Source organism: Wolbachia endosymbiont (group A) of Andrena helvola (genome assembly GCF_964028415.1).
GTDB lineage: Bacteria > Pseudomonadota > Alphaproteobacteria > Rickettsiales > Anaplasmataceae > Wolbachia > Wolbachia pipientis.
In genome coordinates this window covers 1,182,355-1,205,974 of the sequence record NZ_OZ034779.1, presented here as the reverse complement: position 1 = coordinate 1,205,974, position 23,620 = coordinate 1,182,355, and the positions used below count along the sequence as shown (strand labels likewise).

Annotated in this window: 19 protein-coding genes, 1 tRNA gene and 4 pseudogenes; 15 read left to right on the top strand and 9 right to left on the bottom strand. The window is 35.8% G+C overall.

Annotated elements, in window-relative coordinates; all coding sequences use genetic code 11:
• Positions 1-130: 130 nt before the first annotated feature.
• The 5 genes and pseudogenes from ABWU73_RS06240 to ABWU73_RS06220 form a co-directional block, all read left to right on the top strand.
• Positions 131-2,764: an ankyrin repeat domain-containing protein gene (locus tag ABWU73_RS06240; RefSeq protein WP_341810204.1), complete on the top strand. Its 2,634-nt coding sequence runs from the start codon at positions 131-133 to the stop codon at positions 2,762-2,764.
• Positions 2,765-2,817: 53 nt separating this feature from the next.
• Positions 2,818-3,264 (top strand): annotated as a pseudogene (locus ABWU73_RS06235) (helix-turn-helix domain-containing protein); the annotation flags it as partial.
• Between the two features lie 77 nt (positions 3,265-3,341).
• Positions 3,342-4,430 carry an IS481 family transposase gene (locus tag ABWU73_RS06230; protein ID WP_264329420.1) on the top strand — a complete coding sequence of 363 codons (1,089 nt, stop codon included), beginning with the start codon at positions 3,342-3,344 and terminating at the stop codon, positions 4,428-4,430.
• 157 nt (positions 4,431-4,587) lie between these two features.
• Positions 4,588-5,619 carry a YhcG family protein gene (locus ABWU73_RS06225; RefSeq protein ID WP_265017730.1) on the top strand — a complete coding sequence of 344 codons (1,032 nt, stop codon included), beginning with the start codon at positions 4,588-4,590 and terminating at the stop codon, positions 5,617-5,619.
• Positions 5,619-6,761, top strand: a pseudogene (locus ABWU73_RS06220) (phage portal protein); the annotation flags it as partial. The gene ABWU73_RS06225 and the pseudogene ABWU73_RS06220, both read left to right, overlap by 1 nt.
• A 27-nt stretch (positions 6,762-6,788) precedes the next feature.
• On the opposite strand, the gene ABWU73_RS06215 reads toward ABWU73_RS06220, so the two are convergent.
• Complete coding sequence (locus ABWU73_RS06215) at positions 6,789-7,877, bottom strand: IS481 family transposase (RefSeq protein ID WP_264329420.1); 1,089 nt, start codon at positions 7,875-7,877, stop codon at positions 6,789-6,791.
• A 76-nt stretch (positions 7,878-7,953) separates the two neighbouring features.
• Between ABWU73_RS06215 and ABWU73_RS06210 the strand changes: the two are divergent.
• The 9 genes and pseudogenes from ABWU73_RS06210 to ABWU73_RS06170 form a co-directional block, all read left to right on the top strand.
• Positions 7,954-8,232: pseudogene (locus ABWU73_RS06210) on the top strand (phage portal protein); the annotation flags it as partial.
• A complete protein-coding gene (locus tag ABWU73_RS06205; protein ID WP_264328577.1) occupies positions 8,232-9,266 on the top strand; it encodes a S49 family peptidase in 1,035 nt (344 codons plus the stop codon). The pseudogene ABWU73_RS06210 and the gene ABWU73_RS06205, both read left to right, overlap by 1 nt.
• A 67-nt stretch (positions 9,267-9,333) precedes the next feature.
• Entirely contained in the window at positions 9,334-9,708 is a 375-nt protein-coding gene (locus ABWU73_RS06200; protein ID WP_264328533.1) for a head decoration protein, read from the top strand.
• 43 nt (positions 9,709-9,751) lie between these two features.
• Positions 9,752-10,756 (top strand): major capsid protein, encoded by a 1,005-nt coding sequence (locus ABWU73_RS06195; protein WP_264328534.1) that lies wholly within the window; start codon positions 9,752-9,754, stop codon positions 10,754-10,756.
• Positions 10,757-11,125: 369 nt separating this feature from the next.
• Positions 11,126-12,025: pseudogene (locus ABWU73_RS06190) on the top strand (IS110 family transposase); the annotation flags it as partial.
• 77 nt (positions 12,026-12,102) lie between these two features.
• Positions 12,103-13,191, top strand: coding sequence for an IS481 family transposase (locus tag ABWU73_RS06185; RefSeq protein ID WP_264329420.1), 1,089 nt, complete (start codon positions 12,103-12,105; stop codon positions 13,189-13,191).
• Positions 13,191-13,757: an ankyrin repeat domain-containing protein gene (locus ABWU73_RS06180; protein WP_353285526.1), complete on the top strand. Its 567-nt coding sequence runs from the start codon at positions 13,191-13,193 to the stop codon at positions 13,755-13,757. Before ABWU73_RS06185 ends, ABWU73_RS06180 begins: the two co-directional genes overlap by 1 nt.
• A 37-nt stretch (positions 13,758-13,794) precedes the next feature.
• A protein-coding gene (locus ABWU73_RS06175; RefSeq protein WP_094189578.1) for an IS5-like element ISWpi1 family transposase occupies positions 13,795-14,627 on the top strand; the annotation gives its coding sequence in 2 pieces (ribosomal slippage) (positions 13,795-14,164 and positions 14,164-14,627; 834 coding nt in all).
• Complete coding sequence (locus ABWU73_RS06170; RefSeq protein ID WP_264329777.1) at positions 14,620-14,859, top strand: ankyrin repeat domain-containing protein; 240 nt, start codon at positions 14,620-14,622, stop codon at positions 14,857-14,859. The genes ABWU73_RS06175 and ABWU73_RS06170 overlap by 8 nt, the downstream gene beginning before the upstream one ends.
• An 85-nt stretch (positions 14,860-14,944) precedes the next feature.
• Here the strand turns inward: ABWU73_RS06170 and ABWU73_RS06165 are convergent, their stop codons facing one another.
• From ABWU73_RS06165 to ABWU73_RS06140, 6 genes are all read right to left on the bottom strand, one after another.
• Entirely contained in the window at positions 14,945-15,364 is a 420-nt protein-coding gene (locus ABWU73_RS06165; protein ID WP_209473226.1) for a DedA family protein, read from the bottom strand.
• A 6-nt stretch (positions 15,365-15,370) separates the two neighbouring features.
• Positions 15,371-16,744, bottom strand: a complete 1,374-nt coding sequence (cysS, locus tag ABWU73_RS06160; RefSeq protein ID WP_264329778.1) for a cysteine--tRNA ligase — start codon at positions 16,742-16,744, stop codon at positions 15,371-15,373.
• Positions 16,737-17,393, bottom strand: coding sequence for an exopolysaccharide biosynthesis protein (locus ABWU73_RS06155; protein WP_010962396.1), 657 nt, complete (start codon positions 17,391-17,393; stop codon positions 16,737-16,739). Before ABWU73_RS06155 ends, cysS begins: the two co-directional genes overlap by 8 nt.
• Before the next feature lie 90 nt (positions 17,394-17,483).
• A complete protein-coding gene (locus tag ABWU73_RS06150; protein WP_010962397.1) occupies positions 17,484-18,140 on the bottom strand; it encodes an exopolysaccharide biosynthesis protein in 657 nt (218 codons plus the stop codon).
• 166 nt (positions 18,141-18,306) lie between these two features.
• Positions 18,307-18,474: a twin-arginine translocase TatA/TatE family subunit gene (locus ABWU73_RS06145; RefSeq protein ID WP_006013840.1), complete on the bottom strand. Its 168-nt coding sequence runs from the start codon at positions 18,472-18,474 to the stop codon at positions 18,307-18,309.
• A gap of 128 nt (positions 18,475-18,602) precedes the next feature.
• A complete protein-coding gene (locus tag ABWU73_RS06140; protein WP_006280146.1) occupies positions 18,603-19,376 on the bottom strand; it encodes an ABC transporter ATP-binding protein in 774 nt (257 codons plus the stop codon).
• 147 nt (positions 19,377-19,523) lie between these two features.
• Between ABWU73_RS06140 and ABWU73_RS06135 the strand changes: the two genes are divergently transcribed.
• A tRNA-Arg gene (locus ABWU73_RS06135) sits at positions 19,524-19,600 on the top strand.
• 101 nt (positions 19,601-19,701) lie between these two features.
• On the opposite strand, the gene uvrC is transcribed toward ABWU73_RS06135, so the two are convergent.
• Together uvrC and glyS are read right to left on the bottom strand one after the other, a co-directional pair.
• Positions 19,702-21,519 carry an excinuclease ABC subunit UvrC gene (gene uvrC / locus ABWU73_RS06130; RefSeq protein ID WP_264329779.1) on the bottom strand — a complete coding sequence of 606 codons (1,818 nt, stop codon included), beginning with the start codon at positions 21,517-21,519 and terminating at the stop codon, positions 19,702-19,704.
• Positions 21,503-23,620 (bottom strand): glycine--tRNA ligase subunit beta, encoded by a 2,118-nt coding sequence (gene glyS / locus ABWU73_RS06125; RefSeq protein WP_264329780.1) that lies wholly within the window; start codon positions 23,618-23,620, stop codon positions 21,503-21,505. Before glyS ends, uvrC begins: the two co-directional genes overlap by 17 nt.

The window sequence follows — 23,620 nt, the reverse complement described above, 5'->3', positions numbered from 1 at the left end:
ACATTTTTTTATTTACATAACAGCACATCTCGTAGATATTCCAAGGTCTTTGTTACGATATCTGTATATCATGACATATAACTTTTTTACCATTTGTTGGTACTATTTTTAAAATTATGTGAGGTTGAGGATGCCTGAAACTTATCCTGCTTGGGGAAGAAAGCGGTCTCTTCATGGTGATATCTACCAACTAAAGTGGGTAATGCTGCTTCTCAAACGTGCAGTAGATGTTGGATATTCTTTCCGTTTAGCTACAGAAATGGAATCAGCTACGGGTTTTGATGATATTGTTTTTCAGGATAGGAAAAATGAAAAAATAGTACATAGGTTTATACAAAACAAACACAAGCAAAATGAATGCGAAAAAATCGGTGTAGGTAAATTGCTTTCAAAAAATAAAAGTGGTGAATTTAGCGTTCCAAAATATTTTGTTTCATATCTAAAGATTAAAATTAATCCAGATTTTGCAGATGGTGACCTAAAGGACTTTACTATCTGTACTAATATCGGTTTCGATCTAGCTCAAAGTGCAACACAAAATACAATAAAAAAGTTGAAAGCAAAAACTTCGGGACCAAACAAGGGAATAGAAATTGCAGTTGAAGTAATAAGCACTAGTGATATTTTTTTTAAATACGGCGGTACGAGATACAAGTTCTCTTGTACTCACGATAACATGATTTCAATAGTGCAACCGGCATTTAAGAGTGCTGTAAAAGAAGCAATAGAAGAATTGGAAAAGGAGATAAAAGAACTTCAAGGTAAATCAGATCAAAACTCAAAAAGAAAATTGGAAAGAAATCAGGTATGGCAACGTGAGTTTGAGCGAATGACAAATGAAGGCAAGTTAGAAGAGAATATAAGGGAATTTTTTGATAAATTAGTATTTGCAGTAGATCAACCTAACGAGATAAAACTAGCGGAAATCATTGAGAATGAGTTGGGAAAAGAATTTAATAATCTCGATAAAAAGAACGTTTATAGTCGCTTTCTGGTAGAAGTTCTGGATTGGATGAAAGCAAGAGAGGGAAAGTTTCTATCACATGAAGAAATAAAGGAGTTTTTTGAAAAAATAAGAGAGGAAATTTTAGGAGCGATTTGGTTTGATGTAAGAGGTCCAGTCAGACTATTTACAGGAAGAGATGAGGAATTGGGAATGCTACATGATTCGCTACAACGCGATCCCAAAGGTGCTGTAATTTCATACATAACGTCTATTAGTGGTCCTGGGGGGATGGGAAAAAGCCAGTTAGCTAGAAAATATGCTTGTAAATATAGAAGATATTATGACGGCAATGTTATATGGATAGACGCTGAAAACTTTGAAGCTATGAAAGATTCTTTCTTAAGGTTAGCTAGAGATAGATTAGGTATTTCTTCTAAAGATAAGTATGGAAACGACAAAACGATAGAAACTATTGTTAGAGAAGTATATGCTTTCTTCGCAAGAAGGAGGAGCCTGTTCATTTTCGATAACGTTCAAGAGTACAAAAAGATAAGTAAATTTTTGCCATTTTCTTTATCTCCTGATCTTAACAAGCCTCATATTTTGATTACCTCGCATGATCAGGAACTGGAAAAGGGAATAGACGTTATAAAGCTAGGAGAATTGGAACAAAGAGACGCTATAGAGTTTGTTAAAAAAGGATTTAATATACTAAAAAAAGATAAATCGCAAGATCGGGAGATAGAAAATTTGGTAAGAAGGTTGCAATGCTTTCCTTTAGCTATACAACAAGCAATGTCATATATTGAAGATCAGAGAATAATAGAGGAGTTTAAAATTAGTGATTACCTAAAAGAGTATGAAAAGAAAGCTAAGAAGTTGCTTAAGTCTAAAATATTTCAAGGAATTGATAACGACTATACTAAAACAACTTTTACAGCTTGGGAAGTTACGATGGATAAAGTAAGAAGTGATGAACAATATGGACCGTTAGCTTCAGAGATTTTAGATGTTTTGGCTTATTTTGCACCTGATAAAATCGCTAGAGAAATATTCTTAAATTCGGTAAGTGATTATAAGAAAAAGCAGTTAAAGCTAGCCATCCGTTTACTTGTGAGATATTCCATGGTGGGCGGTGAACAAAACCAAAGTGTATTAAATGTCCATAGGTTAGTACAGGAAGTAACTGAATTAAATTTACAAAAGGAAGGCCGAGAAGAAGAAGTTCTCAGAAAAGCCCTAGAATTAATAAATAGTGGTAATATAGTAAAAGATAGTACAATTCATGTTGCATCTATTTGGGGATATGCAAGTAAATATGGTAAATTGATTGATGACTTTTATTTCAGCTCATCTTATGTACATGGAGAACCGCTTTTTATAAAGAAAAGTGCACCTTTACACTTCCTTGCTGTAAGTGGTGATTATGAAGCAATTAGTGCAATAATAACACATATAGAAAGACATTACCCAGGTGAATTGGTAAAAACTGTTAATGTTAAGGACAATCTCGGTCAAACTCCGTTACACCACGCTTCTTATAATGGAAATTTGAGAGTAGTAGAGTATCTTATTAGTAAAGGTGCTGATATTAATGTTAGAAGCGAAAATGACTGGGTTCCATTGCACTATGCTTCTAGGAGTGGAGTACTAGCTGTAGTGGAGCATCTTATTAGTAAAGGTGCCGATGTTAATGCTAGAAGCAAAGATGACTGGGTTCCGTTACACCTGGCTGCTTGTATTGGAGAGCTAGATGTGGTGAAGTGCCTAATTAACAAAGGTGCTGATGTTAATTGTAATAGTTCAGACTTGATCTGACAGGCGAACAAAGTAAGATAAAAATATGAATAAATTTTAAAGGAGTGTCAGATATGAGTACAACACAAGAAAAAATACTAAAACCAAAGTTGGGATTGCTAGAACTTGCAAAGCAATTAGGAAATGTATCACAGGCGTGTAAGGTAATGGGATATTCAAGGGATACATTTTACCGCTTCAAAGAACTGTATGAAAAAGGAGGAGAAGAGGCTTTACACGAGATAAGCAAAAGCAAGCCATTATATGCAAATAGGGTATCGGAGGATATAGAAAAAGCAGTAATTGAAATAGCAATAGAATTTCCAGCGTATGGACAAGAAAGAGCAGCAAACGAACTGAAAAAGAGAGGAATTCTCATCTCTGCAAGTGGAATAAGATCAGTGTGGCAAAGAAACGATCTTGAGAATTTCAAAAAGAGGTTAAAGGCATTAGAAGCAAAAGTAGCTCAAGATGGCATTATCTTAACAGAAGAGCAGATAACAGCTCTAGAGAAGGCTAAGTGTAATAGTTCAGACTTGATCTGACAGGCGAACAAAGTAAGATAAAAATATGAATAAATTTTAAAGGAGTGTCAGATATGAGTACAACACAAGAAAAAATACTAAAACCAAAGTTGGGATTGCTAGAACTTGCAAAGCAATTAGGAAATGTATCACAGGCGTGTAAGGTAATGGGATATTCAAGGGATACATTTTACCGCTTCAAAGAACTGTATGAAAAAGGAGGAGAAGAGGCTTTACACGAGATAAGCAAAAGCAAGCCATTATATGCAAATAGGGTATCGGAGGATATAGAAAAAGCAGTAATTGAAATAGCAATAGAATTTCCAGCGTATGGACAAGAAAGAGCAGCAAACGAACTGAAAAAGAGAGGAATTCTCATCTCTGCAAGTGGAATAAGATCAGTGTGGCAAAGAAACGATCTTGAGAATTTCAAAAAGAGGTTAAAGGCATTAGAAGCAAAAGTAGCTCAAGATGGCATTATCTTAACAGAAGAGCAGATAACAGCTCTAGAGAAGGCTAAGGAAGAAAAAGAGGCCCATGGAGAAATTGAAACAGAACATCCAGGATACTTGGGTAGCCAAGATAGCTATTATGTGGGTAATATCAAAGGTATTGGACGAATTTACCAACAAACCTTTGTTGATACCTACTCTAGAGTTGCTTTTGCTAAGCTTTATACAGAAAGGACTGCTATTACAGCTGCAGACCTTCTCAATGATAGGGTGATACCGTTTTTTGATGAACAGAAAGTATCATTGCTACGCATTTTGACGGATCGTGGTACAGAGTACTGTGGCAGACCTGAAAATCACGCTTACCAGCTGTATTTGGGGGTAGAAAATATTGATCATTCTCGAACCAAAGCTCGTTCTCCACAAACTAATGGCATCTGTGAAAGGTTCCACAGAACTATGCAAGATGAATGCTACAATATTATCTTCAGAAAGAAAATTTACACCTCTTTGGCAGAGCTTCAGCTAGATGTAGACCATTGGGTGCATTCTTACAATAGATCTCGACCGCATTCAGGTAAATATTGCTATGGTAAGACACCTATGCAAACCTTTTTTGATAGTATGCATATTGCTTATCAGAAAAATATTGATAGCATTAAACAGGATGCTGATTTTGGTTTTGACTTTGTCAATTCTTCTGTCAGTTAATTCACGCCTGTCAGATCAAGTCTGAACTATTACAACTAAGTTTAAGACAACGTATTAAGGCTGAATTGAAAATTGCAGGCATGAAACCGAAGAGAAAGATTGTTTTTTCAACGAGTAAAGGGATCATATAATGATAAAAATCGTTGAAAGGAACCGTATGACAAAAATTATAGCAAAAGAATATACAGAATTTTTAGAGCAGCTCAAAGAACAGATTGCTACTAGTCGTTATAAAGCAGCACTAGCAGTAAATAGCAAGCTTATTGTGCTTTACCACCATATTGGTACAGAGATCTTAAAGCGGCAAAAAGAACATGGCTGGGGTGCAAAGATCATTGATCAACTCAGTCGTGATTTAAGAGATGCTTTTCCTGACATGAAGGGATTTAGCATTCAAAATCTAAAATATATGAGGAGATTTGCAGAAGAATATAGAGAAAACGAAATTCGTCAACAAGCTGTTGACCAATTACCTTGGGGACACAATATCGTAATAATGTACGAAATAAAAAATAAAGAGGAAAGATTTTGGTATATTAAAAAATCATGTGAATGCGGATGGTCTCGGAATATCTTATCCATGCAAATTGAAACAAACTTGTATAAACGCGAAGGAAAAGCAATCACAAATTTTGGTGATAAGCTTCCGTCACCTCAATCAGATTTAGCGCAGCAAACACTGAAGAATCCTTATGTATTTGATTTTTTGAGTCTTGGTAAGAAAGCTCATGAACGGGAGGTAGAAAAAGCTCTTGTAGCTCACATAGAACGTTTTCTTTTAGAGCTTGGTGAAGGGTTTGCATTTTTAGGAAGGCAGTACCATTTAAGGGTTGGAGACAGAGATTTCTATTTGGACTTGCTCTTTTATCATATTAAGCTTCGCTGCTATATTGTAATTGAGTTAAAGGCAGGTAAATTTAGGCCAGAGTATACTGGAAAGATGAATTTTTATCTCTCAGCAGTTGACGATTTATTAAGACAATCAGGTGATAATCCATCAATTGGTCTTATTCTCTACCGCTCTAAAGTTGGTGTTATAGCCGAGTACGCATTACGTGATATAAATAAACCGATAGGCCTTGCTGAATATCGAATAACTGAAAACCTACCAGAAGAGATAAAAACAGCGCTACCAACAATAGAAGAGCTAGAGGCTGAATTATTGAAAATTTCAGATAAGGAAAAGTAATGCTATTAAAATCGTTCAAACAACTATTTAGTAAGCCAAAAATCAAAAGTTCAGCCTGGGATGGAGCAGGTTCAGGAAGAAGATTTTTTCACTTTCAACCAGAGTTAGGAAGTATAAATAGCCTACTTTCTCAAAGCCTTGAGCACTTGCGTAGTAGATCACGTGATATGGTGAGAAAAAATCCATATGCAGCAAATATCATTGATACGATAGTAAGTAACTCTATTGGAACAGGAATAAAACCACAATCAAAAGCAAGAGATGGAGAATTTCGAAAGAAGGTGCAAGAATTATGGCTAAGATGGACAGATGAAGCAGACAGTAACGGAATAAGTGATTTTTATGGATTACAAGCTCTAGTATGCAGAAGTATGATAGAGGGAGGAGAATGTTTTGTACGTTTAAGAACAAGAAAGCTAGAGGATAGATTTTCTGTACCTCTGCAATTGCAAGTACTTGAGTCTGAACATTTAGACAATAAAACAAATCAAACTTTAGCAAATGGTAATGTAATAAGAAACGGGATTGAGTTTAACAAGCTTGGGCAAAGAGAGGCATATTACTTATTTAGAGAACATCCAGGCGAAGGCTCATTTGGAGAATCAGTGAGAGTACCAGCAAACGATGTTTTACATATCTATAAACCACTAAGACCTGGGCAAATTAGAGGAGAGCCATGGCTTTCTAATATACTACTAAAGCTCTATGAGCTTGATCAATACGATGATGCGGAGCTGGTGAGAAAAAAGACAGCAGCGATGTTTGCAGGGTTTATTACAAGGCTCGATCCTGAAGCAAATATTTTAGGAGAAGGTGAAAGTAATGAGCAAGGAGTAGCACTATCAGGTTTAGAGCCTGGAACAATGCAGCTTTTAGACCCAGGAGAGGACATAAAATTTTCAGAGCCATCAGATGTTGGAGGAAGTTATGAAGCATTCATGAGACAGCAACTGAGGGCAATAGCAATAGGTACAGGAATAACATATGAGCAGCTAACAGGAGATTTAACAGGTGTTAATTATTCATCCATTCGAGCAGGGCTGATAGAGTTTCGCAGAAGGTGTGCAATGTTACAGCATAACGTGATAGTGTTCCAGTTTTGTAGACCTATTTGGAATAGATGGCTGGAATTAGCTGTAATAGTTCAGACTTGATCTGACAGGCGTGAATTAACTGACAGAAGAATTGACAAAGTCAAAACCAAAATCAGCATCCTGTTTAATGCTATCAATATTTTTCTGATAAGCAATATGCATACTATCAAAAAAGGTTTGCATAGGTGTCTTACCATAGCAATATTTACCTGAATGCGGTCGAGATCTATTGTAAGAATGCACCCAATGGTCTACATCTAGCTGAAGCTCTGCCAAAGAGGTGTAAATTTTCTTTCTGAAGATAATATTGTAGCATTCATCTTGCATAGTTCTGTGGAACCTTTCACAGATGCCATTAGTTTGTGGAGAACGAGCTTTGGTTCGAGAATGATCAATATTTTCTACCCCCAAATACAGCTGGTAAGCGTGATTTTCAGGTCTGCCACAGTACTCTGTACCACGATCCGTCAAAATGCGTAGCAATGATACTTTCTGTTCATCAAAAAACGGTATCACCCTATCATTGAGAAGGTCTGCAGCTGTAATAGCAGTCCTTTCTGTATAAAGCTTAGCAAAAGCAACTCTAGAGTAGGTATCAACAAAGGTTTGTTGGTAAATTCGTCCAATACCTTTGATATTACCCACATAATAGCTATCTTGGCTACCCAAGTATCCTGGATGTTCTGTTTCAATTTCTCCATGGGCCTCTTTTTCTTCCTTAGCCTTCTCTAGAGCTGTTATCTGCTCTTCTGTTAAGATAATGCCATCTTGAGCTACTTTTGCTTCTAATGCCTTTAACCTCTTTTTGAAATTCTCAAGATCGTTTCTTTGCCACACTGATCTTATTCCACTTGCAGAGATGAGAATTCCTCTCTTTTTCAGTTCGTTTGCTGCTCTTTCTTGTCCATACGCTGGAAATTCTATTGCTATTTCAATTACTGCTTTTTCTATATCCTCCGATACCCTATTTGCATATAATGGCTTGCTTTTGCTTATCTCGTGTAAAGCCTCTTCTCCTCCTTTTTCATACAGTTCTTTGAAGCGGTAAAATGTATCCCTTGAATATCCCATTACCTTACACGCCTGTGATACATTTCCTAATTGCTTTGCAAGTTCTAGCAATCCCAACTTTGGTTTTAGTATTTTTTCTTGTGTTGTACTCATATCTGACACTCCTTTAAAATTTATTCATATTTTTATCTTACTTTGTTCGCCTGTCAGATCAAGTCTGAACTATTACAAATTAGCAGTACTGTGTGGAGAACTCCGTATAGATGAAAAAGTAGTAAAAGCAGCGAAAGAAGAAGTAAAATGGATACCACAGGGATTTGATTGGGTGGATCCACTGAAAGATCAGCAAGCACAGCAAATGGCAGTAAGAAATGGCTTCAAAAGTCGATCAGAGGTAGTATCAGAAATGGGTTATGATGTAGAAGAAATTGATCAAGAAATAGCAGAAGATCAAAAGCGTGCAAATAGTCTCAACTTAATGTTTGACTCTGATTGTAAAGGATTATGATGCTCTTAGGAAAACCATTAATGCTTGAACCAAGGAGTTTTGAGCTATTGTCATTAAACAATCAAAAACATCCCACGTTTAAAAACATAAAGCACTCCATCAAAAGTAGCGTAGAAAGAACTGCAATTATAGCAATACATGGAATCTTGACTAAAAAACCAGGTGCGTTTGATGAAATGCTCGGGATGACATCATATGAGCAAATAGAAGAACAAATTAAACAAGCATTAGCAGATAGTAGCATAGAGACAATTATGCTGGAAATAGATAGCCCCGGAGGAGAGGTAAACGGTATATTTGACCTAGCTGACTTTATTTATGAATCAAGAGGAAAAAAGAGGATAATAGCGATAGCAAATGATGATGCATACTCTGCTGCATATGCTATAGCTTCAAGCGCTGAGAAGGTATTTGTGAGCAGAACTTCTGGTGTTGGCAGTATTGGAGTAATAGCAAGTCATATAGATCAAAGTAGATTTGATGAAAAGCAAGGTATTAAGTACACCACAATCTTTGCTGGTAGTCGAAAGAATGATTTAAACCCACATGAGCCAATGACGTCTGAAAGTCTGGGAAGCTTACAAAAAGAAGTAGACCGACTATATGAAATGTTTGTGCAGCTGATAGCAAGGAACAGAGGTCTTTCAATTGAAAAGATTCGATCAACAGAGGCAGGGCTATATTTTGGGGAGAAAGCAGTAGAAATAGGCCTTGCAGACGGAATGACAATTCTTTCATCTATTAATAAAAACAGGAGTATTACTATGAATGAACAAACTACAAATGACCTAGAAACTGATAATTTAACCAAGTATCGTACTGAAGTTCTTGAATTAATACGTTTATGTAATTTATCGAAGATGCCAGAAAAGATAGGAGAATTTATTGAGCAAAGCGTAAGTGTTGAGCAAGCCAGGGAAGTTTTAATGGAACTGCTAGCAGAGCGAACGAAGAAGACAGAAATACTGAGTGCAATACCACAGAATTCAGGAGAAGATTTAATGATACAGGTAGCAAGAAGTCGTAGGAGTTAAAGTATTTTTATAACCGCCGTATATAGCATTGATAAAAGCGGCGGTAAGTAGTTAAGGAGAGAAATTTATGAGTTGTATAATCGAACAAAATAATCTAGGTGACTTATTAAAGTATGAGGCATCAAGTCTATATTCAAGAGACCAAATAACGGTAGCTAAAGGTCAAAATATCAAACTTGGTGCAGTAGTTGCCAAAAAGACGGACGATGGTTTTATTAGGGTACTTAATCCAGCTGGAACAGATGGCACACAAATAGCGATAGGTGTGATAACAAGCGATGTAAATAACAAAGATGGAGATACTAAAGCAATAATAATTACTCGTATTGCCCTTCTTGCGGATCATGCAGTTGTATGGCCAGCAAATATCACTGAAGAACAGAAAGCTGAAGCAATAAAGCAACTTGAAGGACGAGGAATCATTATCCGTAAAGCGGCCTAAAGCTATATTAAACAATAAAAAACACAAAGGGGGAAAAGAAAAAATGCAAAATCCATTTACAAATCCAGCATTTAGTATGACGGCACTAACAAATGCGATGAATATATTGCCGATAAATTATGGACGAGTTGAAAATTTAAATTTATTTCCAAGTAGGTCAGTAAGATTTAGACATATTACCATAGAAGAACATAATGGAGTTTTAAGCCTATTGCCAACGCAAATTCCAGGAGCACCAGCAACAGTAGGAAAACGTGGCAAAAGAAAGGTAAGAACATTTACGATTCCACATATTCCACATGATGATGTAGTGTTACCAGAGGAAGTACAGGGAATAAGGGCATTTGGATCAGAGAGTGAACTTAAAGCGCTGGCAGATGTAATAACTGATCATTTGCAGCTAATGAGAAACAAACATGCGATAACATTAGAACATTTGCGGATGGGAGCGCTGAAAGGAATAATTTTAGATGCTGATGGCAGTGAATTATTAAATCTGTACAACGAATTTGAAATCACACCAAAAGTAGTAAATTTTGCACTAGGAACAGCAACAACAGATGTAAAACGTAAGTGTCTGGAAGTACTCCGGCATATAGAAGATAATCTAAGTGGTGAATATATGACAGGAGTTCATGCCTTGGTAAGCCCTGAGTTTTTTGATGCACTAACTTCTCATGCTAAAGTAAAAGAAGCATATGAAAGATGGCAAGAAGGAGCAGCGCTAAGGAACGATATGAGATCAGGATTTACGTTTTGTGGAATAACATTTGAGGAATACAGAGGACAAGCAACTGATCCTGAAGGAACGGTGAGAAGATTTATTGAGAAAGATACAGGGCACTGTTTTCCACTAGGAACAGCAAGTACATTTACAACATATTTTGCACCAGCAGATTTTAATGAGACAGTAAATACTCTTGGACAGCCACTATATGCAAAACAAGAACCAAGGAGGTTTGATAGAGGAACAGATTTACATACGCAGTCAAATCCATTGCCAATGTGCCATAGACCTGGCGTATTAGTAAAAGTCGCTATAGCTTAACATACTGGTAGAGTAATTACAAGTTGGTGAGGCACAGAAAGACTCTACCGGTATGCGCTTTCTTAGCATGTAAAGGTTAGTATATCAAAAAGAAATATGCAAGCATCGAACAGACGAAATCTGTCAAATCAGAAAGAAACACACAAATTTAAGTTTTTAGTAGTTTTCAAGTATAGTTGTACAGGGAGCGCCTTTGCAGTTATGACCGACATTTTCAATGGTGCCTAAGTGCCCGTATGCAAGCATGGTTTTGGAAGGAACGGTCAAATCATTGATGGAGTCATTTAGACTACCTCGGTTAGGAGATTGTACTATCAACCGTTCCAAGCTGAAGCGTTTCCCTATTACAAATTATATGCAGGAGTTACCATGAAAAAAGCAAAAAGTAAATTAGAAATAGTGAATCCTAATGCAGCAGGAATAGACATTGGTTCAGCTGTACACTATGTGTGTGTACCTGAAGGAAGAGATGAACAACGCGTTCAGAAATTTGGCTGCTTTACTGAAGACCTTCATAACTTAGCACAGTGGTTGAAAAAGTGTAAAGTTACAACAGTAGCTATGGAATCAACAGGAGTATATTGGATTCCTTTATTTCAAATACTTGAGTCATACAAATTCGAGGTAAGATTGGTAAATGCACGGCATGTAAAGAATGTACCTGGTAGGAAGTCTGACGTTCAAGATTGCCAATGGCTCCAACAACTGCATAGCTACGGACTGCTTCATGGATCGTTTAGGCCAGATAATCAGATGTGTGTATTGCGCAGTTACGTGCGGCAACGCAAAAATCTCACTGAAAGTGCATCTACACATATTCTGCGTATGCAGAAGGCATTAATTCAAATGAATATACAATTACACAAGGTTATTAGTCATATTACTGGGATAACTGGTATGAAAATCATTGAAGCTATAATTGAAGGCGAAAGAGATTCTGAAAAATTGGCAGAATTCAGGGACGTGCGAATGAAAAATGATCAGTCTACTATTGCAAAAGCGTTAGCTGGTGACTATAGAGAGGAACACTTATTCACGCTAAAGCAAGAATTTGAACTATATAATATTTATCAAGAAAAAATAGCAGAATGTGATAGAAATATTGAAGCCTATTATAAAACGTTTGAAACAAAGTCTTGTGAAAGCAAACAGCTAAGTAAGCAAAAGAATAAAAATAGCAAAAGTAAGCCAAGCTTTGCTTTGTATGAGGAACTGCACCGAATAACTGGTATGGATTTCACTAAAATTCCTGGATTTGATGTATTAAGTTGTAATAGTTCAGACTTGATCTGACAGGCGAACAAAGTAAGATAAAAATATGAATAAATTTTAAAGGAGTGTCAGATATGAGTACAACACAAGAAAAAATACTAAAACCAAAGTTGGGATTGCTAGAACTTGCAAAGCAATTAGGAAATGTATCACAGGCGTGTAAGGTAATGGGATATTCAAGGGATACATTTTACCGCTTCAAAGAACTGTATGAAAAAGGAGGAGAAGAGGCTTTACACGAGATAAGCAAAAGCAAGCCATTATATGCAAATAGGGTATCGGAGGATATAGAAAAAGCAGTAATTGAAATAGCAATAGAATTTCCAGCGTATGGACAAGAAAGAGCAGCAAACGAACTGAAAAAGAGAGGAATTCTCATCTCTGCAAGTGGAATAAGATCAGTGTGGCAAAGAAACGATCTTGAGAATTTCAAAAAGAGGTTAAAGGCATTAGAAGCAAAAGTAGCTCAAGATGGCATTATCTTAACAGAAGAGCAGATAACAGCTCTAGAGAAGGCTAAGGAAGAAAAAGAGGCCCATGGAGAAATTGAAACAGAACATCCAGGATACTTGGGTAGCCAAGATAGCTATTATGTGGGTAATATCAAAGGTATTGGACGAATTTACCAACAAACCTTTGTTGATACCTACTCTAGAGTTGCTTTTGCTAAGCTTTATACAGAAAGGACTGCTATTACAGCTGCAGACCTTCTCAATGATAGGGTGATACCGTTTTTTGATGAACAGAAAGTATCATTGCTACGCATTTTGACGGATCGTGGTACAGAGTACTGTGGCAGACCTGAAAATCACGCTTACCAGCTGTATTTGGGGGTAGAAAATATTGATCATTCTCGAACCAAAGCTCGTTCTCCACAAACTAATGGCATCTGTGAAAGGTTCCACAGAACTATGCAAGATGAATGCTACAATATTATCTTCAGAAAGAAAATTTACACCTCTTTGGCAGAGCTTCAGCTAGATGTAGACCATTGGGTGCATTCTTACAATAGATCTCGACCGCATTCAGGTAAATATTGCTATGGTAAGACACCTATGCAAACCTTTTTTGATAGTATGCATATTGCTTATCAGAAAAATATTGATAGCATTAAACAGGATGCTGATTTTGGTTTTGACTTTGTCAATTCTTCTGTCAGTTAATTCACGCCTGTCAGATCAAGTCTGAACTATTACATGTTAATGCTAATGCTACAAAGCCACTTTATTATGGAACTCCATTACACTTAGCTGCATACCACGGAAAATTGAATATCACAAAGTGCCTAGTTAGTGAGGGTGCTGATGTTAATGCGAGGGATGGGAATAACTGCACTTCTGTCCATAGAGCTGCTTACAGTGGAAAATTGGATGTAGTAGAGTACCTTATTAGTAAAGGTGCTGACCTTAATACTGAGGATGGAGATGGCAATATTCCGTTACATAAAGCCGTCCAGAATGGGAAATTAAATGTGATAGAATACTTCGTTGGCAAGGGTGCTGATGTTAATGCTAAAAACAGATATGACTGGACTTTGTTACATTGGGCTGCTTATAACGGCCAGTTGGATATAGTGAGATATTTAATCAATAAAGGTGCTGAGATTAATGCTAAAAGTTGGTCTAATGACACTCCGTTGCACCTAGCCGTATGTAGCGGAGTGTTGGATGCGGTAAAGTGTCTTGTTGGTAAAGGTGCTGAGGTTAAGAGGTTGTCCGGAAACAAGTAAAAGGCTATAATATCTGAAATTTTAGTACGGGGTAAAGATGAGAAAAAAGTATCCAACAGATCTAAGCGAAAGGGAATGGGCAAGAATAGAAAAACACTTCAGAGTATCATACAAGAAAGGAGGAAGGCCGCCAAAGTATAGCAAAAGAGAAATATTAGAAGCAATTTTCTATGTATTGCGTACAGGGTGTCAATGGCGGTATTTACCAAATGATTTTCCGCTATGGAAGACTGTGTATGAGCAGTTCAGGCAATGGAAGAAGCAGGGAATTTTTGAGAAAATGAATTATGAAATTACAAAATATAGTAGAAGAAAAATAGGAAGGAATGAGCAGCCGAGTGCCTGTATAGTAGATAGTCAATCTGTAAAGACTACAGAAAAGGGGGGATCAAAGGCTATGATGGAAGTAAAAAAGTAAAGGGTAGAAAAAGGCATATAATTACAGACACTCAGGGTTTTATACTAGGTTGTTACGTAGGCGCTGCTAACGAAAATGATAGAGATGGTATTAAAATAGCATTAAACAATATGAGAACAAAATATACTAAAGTTAAAAAAATGTGGGCTGACATGGGATACCAAGGAAGAAATTTAAAGAATCACATAAAGGAAGAATATGACATAGATATTGAAATTGTTAAAAGGCCTCCATGTAGATTTTGGGTGCACAAAGATACGCCACCTGAGCTACTACCAACAAGAGAACAAGGGTTTAAAGTACAGCCAAGAAGATGGGTTGTAGAAAGGACTTTTGCTTGGGTTAATAGGAATAGAAGGCTATCGAAGGAGTATGATTTACTCACAACATCCACTGAGAATTTCATATACCTAGCTATGAGTAGGGTTATGTTAAAGAGGGAATATGCTTGAATTTACTAGTTTCCGGACAACCTCTAATGCTAAAAGCAGGTATGGAGGCACTACATTGTGCTTAGCTGCTATGACGGGAAATGTTGACATAGCTAAGGTGCTACTAAAACACAACGCAGACATTAACACCAAAAATAATGAAGGAAGAACAGCATTACATTATGCTGCTAAATATAATCACCAAGAGCTTGTGGAATTACTTTTAGCTCATGGTGCATCCTATGACTACTAGAAATTTTGCATTTAATTTATAGCTCCGCTTCTGTCAGAGCATAAGATGACAGAAGTGGGCTTTAATAACTGTAGTACTATAGCTGTTATACTCCAAAAGTAAGTATTAGATATAACAAATAGAAGAAATTAGATAGAATGATTAAAGGGGCAAGAATATAAAGGTTTAACTTGAAATAACCTGATAAAATTTGAATCACACTTCCAAGTGCTGGCACCCACGAAAGTAATAAAGTTGCAAAAATTAGCAAATTTTTTGTAACTTTTGGCATTGTATATCCGTTTTCTAATTTGTGGTATGATTTTCGTATAGAGATTGTTATTTTACCTAAGTACCAATTAACTATTCCACCAAGACTTGATCCTAGTACTCCAAAAAATAACATCAGTAGTGGAGTGTGATACGACCTGAAATAAAGCATGGTATTGAACACAAAACCTTGATGTATGGGTAAGACTAATGATGATACTAGACTATCTGTGAATAACAGGAAGTAGTTTTCCATATGAATTTACCAGGTTGTTGTACCATCTTCATTGTCAGAAATTGTAACCCCTATTTGTTTCAACTGGTCCCTTATTTTGTCTGCAGTATTATAATCTTTATTTTGTTTTGCTGCTCTTCTTAAATCTATCAATCTTTCTATTTCTTGATGACTCACACCAGCAGTAAACCACTCTTGATAACTTGACTCAAGAAGACCAATAAATCTGGCACTCTTAACAAAACTCTCAGTTAATTTAAGCTTTTCACTTTCATTACTCATTTTGTTAATTTTTGCAGCCATTTCATGTAATATAGCTAGAGCTTCAGGGATGTTTAAGTCGTTTTTTAAAGCGTCTATAAAATCTTTAGAAATCTCTGCGTTACTTTCATCAATATTTGTTGTATCTAAACCACGTGATAATCGATTAAATTTATTTAAGGTTTCCTGTGCATCAGAAATAACGTTTTCTGTCCAATCAAGTGGTTTTCTGTAGTGAGTTTTGAGCAGTGCATAGCGTATTACTTCACCCTTTATTCCACTATCTAGCAAATCCCTTACTTTGACTATATTAAATAAGGACTTGCTCATTTTCTCTTCATTTACTGTAAGAAAACCGTTATGTATCCAGTATTTTGCAAACATTGATCCAGCAAATGCAGACTTACTCTGTGCAATTTCATTTTCATGGTGAGGAAATTGTAAATCTATGCCGCCACCATGAATATCAAAATCTTTGCCAAGGTAAGCATATGACATTGCTGAGCATTCTATATGCCATCCAGGTCTGCCCTCTCCCCATGGGCTATTCCAATAACTTGAAAGTTTGTAGTCAATATCATTTGCAGGCTTCCACAGCACAAAATCTCCCGGGTGCTTTTTATTTTCATTAACTTCAACTCTGCTACCTGGAACCAATTCATCAGTTTTTTTTCCTGATAAAGCACCATATTCATGGTAAGATTCTATATTAAAATACACATGTTTGTCAGATTCATAAGCGTGGCCTGATTGCAGCAAATGTTCAATTAATTTTATAATATAATCTACGTTTTTCGTTGCTTTTGGCTCGTGTGTTGGCTCTGCACAATTTATGCTTCTCATATCTTCATGAAAAGCCTTGGTGTAATATGTGCTGATACTTTCTATGTTGCTATTTTTTTCACTTGCTGCATTAATTATCTTATCATCAATGTCGGTTATGTTACGCACATAGGTAACTTTGCCATAACAAAACTTAAGTAGCTGAAATAACACATCATACACAACAACAGACCGTGCATTGCCTATATGTGCTGTGTCATATACTGTTGGTCCGCAAACATACATTTTCACATGATCTTTATCGATAGGTGTAAAAAGCTCCTTTTTTTTTGTTAAGGTGTTGTAAAGCCTAACCATATACGAAGCTTTTGAGAAAAGAAAATGCCCCAATGATAAGTTGTGGCCCTTTGACTACTACAACAAGAGTAAGCAATAGCCCACACAATGATATTAAAACTCCCAATATGGATAGAAACCCATCTTTACTCATAATGCCAAGCGAAATAAGAGTCGTACCAATTGCAGGAATGAAGTTAGTAAGAGGCAATGGAAGAGCTATCGATAATGCAGAAAGCAACATTACAAAAGCTAAAATCTTTTCACCGGGCCCATAGAAAATAAAAGACATTCTTGGTTTCATGAACTTTTCTATTTTTTTTAATGCTGGAGAAGTTTTCTCTACCACAAAAGCTAGTGTTGAACGCTGAAAAGACCTTCTTTCCAACCAATGCGGCATCCAAGGAGAATCAAATCCAAATAGAAGCTGCAGTGAGAATAAGATTAAAGGTATAGAAAGAATAGTTGTATAACCAGGTGGAACCGGTATAGGCACCGATAGCGGCAAGGAGAAGATGATTATTAAAATACCAAAACCACGCTCATGCAAAGCTGTTTTAATGTCAAACAAAGTTACTTTATCGCTATCATTGTTATTGGTATCTGCAACTTCTTTTAGAATATCAGAAGCTAATTTATCACTTTTAGTCAACTTATCATTTTTTGACACGAAAAACCTTTGATAAAAATAATTCTTAACACAATTATTGTTTTATTTCAATATGCATTATTCATTTTGCGCTAGTAATTCGTTCTTTTGTTAAAGTGTTGTAAAGCTTTTAAGAAGAGAAAGTGCTCCGGTTATAAGTTGTGGTCCTTTGACTATTACAACAAGAGTAAGCAACAACGCGCACAATGATACTAAAACTCCCAATATGGATAGAAACCCGTCTTTACTCATAATGCTAAGTGAAATAAGAGTTGTGCCAATTGCAGGAAGGAAGTGAGTAAAAGGTAATGGAAGAGCTATTATTATTGCACAAAGCAACATCATAAAAGCCAGAATCTTCTCACCAGGCCCATAGAAAATGAAAGACAGTCTTGGCTTCATGAATTTTTCTATTTTTTCTAATACAGGGGAAGTTTTCTCTACCACAAGAGCTAGTGTTGAACGCTGAAAAGATCTTCTTTCTAGCCAACTGGGCATCCAAGGAGAATCAAATCCAAATAGAAGCTGCAGTGAGAATAAGATTAAAGGTATAGAAAGAATAGTTGTATAACCAGGTGGAACCGGTATAGGCACCGATAGCGGCAAGGAGAAGATGATTATTAAAATACCAAAACCGCGCTCATGCAAAGCTGTTTTAATGTCAAACAAAGTTACTTTATTGCTATCATTGTTATTGGTATCTGCAACCTCTTTTAGAATATCAGAAGCTAGTTTTTTATCTTTAGTTAGTTTCTCACTTTTTTGCACAATTATCCTTTAATAAAATATTCCTCTTAAGCTAACATAGTTGTTGCTGTATTTCAATATTTGTTATTTATTTCATACCAACACTTCATCTCTTTCATTCTTTAACCTGACTAAGTTTTTAAACAGATGACATGCACTAAGGTGCATGTCACGAAGTATGAGGACGCTAACGATCTGGTTCATTAGACGATAATTTTTCTGAGTCCTTAAGCTCCTGTTTAAGGTTTTTGATGCCTTTTCCTAAATCACCCATAACTTGCGGTAATCTGCCTGCACCAAACAGAACTAAAATTATTATTAAGACTAGAAACAATTGCCATGGTCCTAAACTCATTTTCACCTCCATTTAAAATATTGACCTTTAAATATTAAAACTTGACTGAAGTCAAGTAACACATAGATTATATCACCTTTATTTAATTATAAATCAAGGTTTTTTAATTATTTTATAACAATCCCAAACTAGATTATTTTCTTGCAGCGAATAAGTGGAAACTTTTCGCTTAACTGTAGAGTAGAAGAGAGCTCACTAAAAAACTTTGCTAGCGTATCATCTTTAGGCTTATGGTATATATCGCTAGAAACTCCTGATTGAATAATTTTACCATTTTTCATTACGTAGATAAAATCTGCAACTTTCAATGCTTCTTGCGGGTCATGAGTTACCATTAGCACAGGGATATTTTTACTTCTAAAAAGGGACAATATATGTTGTCTTATTCGGCACTTGAGCAGTATATCTAAATTAGAAAATGGTTCATCTAACAACACAACATCAGGGTTTTGTGCCATCACTCTTGCTATTGCAACTAATTGTTGCTGTCCTCCAGATAAGGCGTTAGGGTACATATTTTCATATTTTTCTATATTGAGTAACTTCAAGATTTCCAATGCAATTAGGTGCTTTTCTCTCTTGGAAGAGCTGCGGATAGCAAAGGTTATATTTTCTACTACTGTTTTATGAGGAAATAATGCAGAATGCTGAAAAATCAATCCGATATTTCTATGCTCTATAGCGACTGATGCCTTATTACTTGCAACTAACCTATCATTTATAAAAATAGTTCCAGATTTTGGATTTTCTATCCCCGCAATTAATTTCAAAATTGTTGACTTGCCACAGCCAGAATGCCCCAATAAACATGCAACATTTCCTTTCTTTACTTTAATGTTTATATTGCTTAAAGCAAAGTCGTTTTGATTGTTATAGAAATAACCAATATTGTTAACTAGCATTAATCTTACTTAAACCATGTTATTAAATATAATAGCATTATACTCAAGAAGTACAGAAATGTTTTTTGTCGTCATAAATTGGTTATGCAAGAAATCTAGAAAAGAAAGGATTTTTTGCTATAACTTTACATGAATGGTAGGAAATACGGGACTATAGCTCAGCAGGATAGAGCGTTGGACTCCTAATCTGAAGGTCGTGCGTTCGAATCGCACTAGTCCCACCACATTGCTTCACAAATTTTATGGAGATTTTTTTTCACAAATACGCACACCTTTTTTTGCGGTTTTAAGATATAAATTCCCTAATAATAAAACGGGTTTTGTGTCATTCCAGTACTCCTCTCTTATAATTTACGTGTTTAAGAATAACTTCTGCTAAACCTTTACTAATTCCAGGTATGTTTTGAATTTCAGCCAGAGAAGCTTTGCTTATATTTTTCACTGAACCAAAATAAGACATCAACGCTTTTTTTCTTTTGTTGCCAATGCCGGGTATTTTGCTTAATTGTGAAACTATAAACTGTTTATCGCGTTTTTTTCTATGTGAAGTTATCGCAAAACGGTGGGCTTCATTACGCAGCGATTGTAAGTAAAGCATGACTTTGCTGTCATTTGCCAGACTGAATTCTTCCCTGCCCAGCATATAAAATCTTTCATTTCCTGCGTTACGATCAGGACCTTTTGCCATACAAGCAAAAGGAACGTTTATATTCAATACTTCCAGTACATTCTGTACTATGGAAACATGTCCTGGTCCACCATCAATCAGTAAAAAATCAGGTATTATGCCTTTTATATTGCCGGAGAAACGTCTGGTTAGCACTTCCCTCATCATTTTATAGTCATCTCCTGAAAATTTTTCCTTTATAGTAAATTTTCTGTACTCACTTTTTAAAAAACCCTCCTGCCCTGCAACAACCATTACACCAATTTGTTGGTTTCCAAATATATGGCTATTGTCATAAACCTCAATACGCTTTGGAATATTTGGTAACAAGAAGATTTTGCTAAGCTCCTCAAGCTTTTCTAGGTTATTTCTATAATCGATAAGCTTCTGCTCTAAGCTATGCTGAGAGTTATCATAAACAAATTTCAATAAATCACGCTCTTTTTTATTCTTTGCATGCAGAACTTTTACTGGCTTTTGAGCAACCTTATATAGTGCTTGTTCTATAATTTCCTTATCCACAATAGAATCTGGAACGTAAATTTGTATTGGAGGTATGTTAGCTGAATTATAAAAATTGACCAAAAAGGTGGATAAAATTTCATCATTTGAGTGATCACCACAGTTCTCGGCAAAGTAAGGAGTGCTGCCGTAGTTGTCTTTATTTCTGAACGATAACACACTAATACATGCTAGATCCTCTTCACGTACAATACTGAAGAAATCTGCATCTTTTTCAAAAGAAAAATCCGTGTGCTGTATTTGAATTTGCTCAAGAAACTTTACCCGATCTCTATATATAGCAGCAAGCTCATAGTTTTCTTCACTGCTGCACTTTCTCATTGTGAAAAGTAACTGTTCTTTCACTTCCTTATTTCTTCCAAGCAATGTATTTCGTGCCTGTTTTACTGATTGGCAGTAGTCGTCTTTTGTGATTTTATCTACGCATGGTGCTGAGCAGCGCTTAATTTGATATTCAATACATGGTCTTTTTGTTGAGGAAAAGTATTGATCTGAACATACTCTTAGGAGAAAAGCTTTTTGCAATGACAATATAGTTTGCTTAACAGCAGCGGCAGATGTAAAGGGACCATAATAATGAAACTCATTCTTCTTAAATTTGCCTCTATATTTTGCTATTCTTGGATAATCGTGCTTGGAAATTGTTATATAAGGATAAAATTTTCCATCCTTGAGCACAATATTATAAAGTGGTTTCAATGATTTTATTAGCTGTGCTTCAAGAAGCAGTGCTTCGATTTCATTCTCAGTGATGAATATTTCAACCTTAATAACCTGTAAGAGCATAACTCTAATTCGTTCAGAAAGGTTTTCGAATTGAAGGTAGTCGGATAATCTCGACTTTAAGTTTTTTGCTTTTCCAACATATAAAACTTTATTCTTATCTCCGACCATCTTATACACGCCACAGGACTGTGGAGATGATTTGATTTGTTCTTTATATTGCCTGAGCATTTATCCATTGCTTAACCTGTATGAGGTTAAAATCTGCTACTAAATGAAAGATGGAAACTACATTTTCAAGCAAAGATAATCTGTTTCTCTTCAGTTTATCAGAATCACAGTTAATCTTTACACTGTCCATAAACTGATTGATAAACGGAGCAAAACCAGCAAGTTCATCAAGTGCTACATTAAAGTGGTTATTTTTTATCGCTTGTTTTATGTTTTTACAAGCAGTTATAGCACAATTTGATAGCGCAATTTCTTCACTTTCAATCAAAAACCTCTTACCGTAAGATGCACTATAAGTAATGCCATCACTTTTCCTTGCTTTGCTCATCATGTTACTGACTCTTTTGTAAGTGCTTAGAATTTGTTCACCTTCTGGAGTACTAAGATAACGATCCAATATAACAGTTTGCTTTTCTGCTGTCAGCAGATCATTAATATCGATTTTATATAGTATTGAATCTACAACATCTTGCCTTATATCTCTATTTTTTAAAATAACCTTGAATCTTTCTAAGCAAAATCTAAATACTAGTTCTGAAATTTGTTTTCTATTCGGCTTATCAACTGACGCTGTATTTTTATTAAATAGAAGCCTTGAATATAAAGATACTGACTTGTCTATCATTAGCCTAATTGGAACATGCAAATTATTTTCAAGTATTGTCCTAATTATACCAATTGTCATTCTCCGCAAACCAAACTGATCATACGAACCAGAGATTTTCTCACCTGCTGCAATTAAACCAACTAAGCTATCCACTTTGTCTGCAATTGACACAGCAATTGCAGAAGGAGATTTAGGACACTCCTGCTCTGGCCCGATTGGCTTATAATGCTCAGTTATAGCTTCCACTATTTCTCTATCTTCTTGAAAATAAGAAGCATAATATCCACCCATTACTCCTTGTAATTCTGGAAACTCTCTTACTATCGATGTTGCCAAATCAGCTTTTGCCAAATATGCAGCACGTTCAACTTTTATCAGCGAAGCATGTGGAATAAATATAGCTATATACTTTGACAAAGCCGTAATACGCTTCACCTTTTCCCCCACGCTGCCAAGTGAAGCATGAAATAATATTGAACCTAATCTTTTGACATAATAATCTAGATTTTCCTTTTTATCTTGAGATATTAAAAATTGGGCATCAGCAAGACGTGCTTCTAATATTCTTTCGTGTCCTTTAACAACTTCACCATTGTTGACGTTGACAACAGTGACAAAGTGTGAAATTCTCTTTCCATTACTTAAAGCAAGGTATTTTTGTTGTGTATTAACTATACTAAGTATTACTTCCTTCGGTAATCCAAATGACTTTTCTTGATTCACTTCACCAAACAGTACGATTGGCCACTCTATAAGCCCTGTCAATTCATTTAGTAAATAATCATTTTTCTCAAGTTGTAAATTCTGCTCTTTTGTGAATTTATTAATCTGATCTAGTATAAATTGCTTTCTTTTGTCCATTTGGAGAATTACACTGTTTTTTTCTAGCAATTCAAAATAGTCTTTAGGTGTTTTAACAGTAAGCGCCGTACCACTTGAGAGAAATCGATGGCCATATGTTGTGTTAGATGCTGTGATCCATGCAAAAGATACAGGTATTATTTCATCATTTAAAATGCATAAAATGTTTTTGATTGGCCTAACCCACCTTTCTTTTCCTTCGCCCCATCTCATGCTCTTCAACCAAGAAAAGTTTTTGAGCATTTCCTCCAGTTGATTTTTGAGGAATTCTCTGATGTTAAATGAGCAGCTTTCTCTTTTAATGAAGTAAAAATCCTCATTATTTACTTTTCGAACGAGCAAATCTTCTTCATTTTTCTGATATTTTCTTAAAAAACCCTCGATAGCACTTTTTGGTGCGTTAATGTTTGGTCCCTTAACTTCGTTATTGGAATCCTTTAGCTCCAAAGCATTTATGTTGTCAACAAATAGAGTAATGCGACGTGCCGTTATAAAAACCTCCATTGATGTAAATTTTACATTATTTTTGTTAAAAACATTGGCAATACAGCTCTTAACTTGAGTTGCAGCTACATTCTGCATTCTCGGTGGTATTTCTTCTGAAAGGCACTCAAATAATAACTGCAACGACAT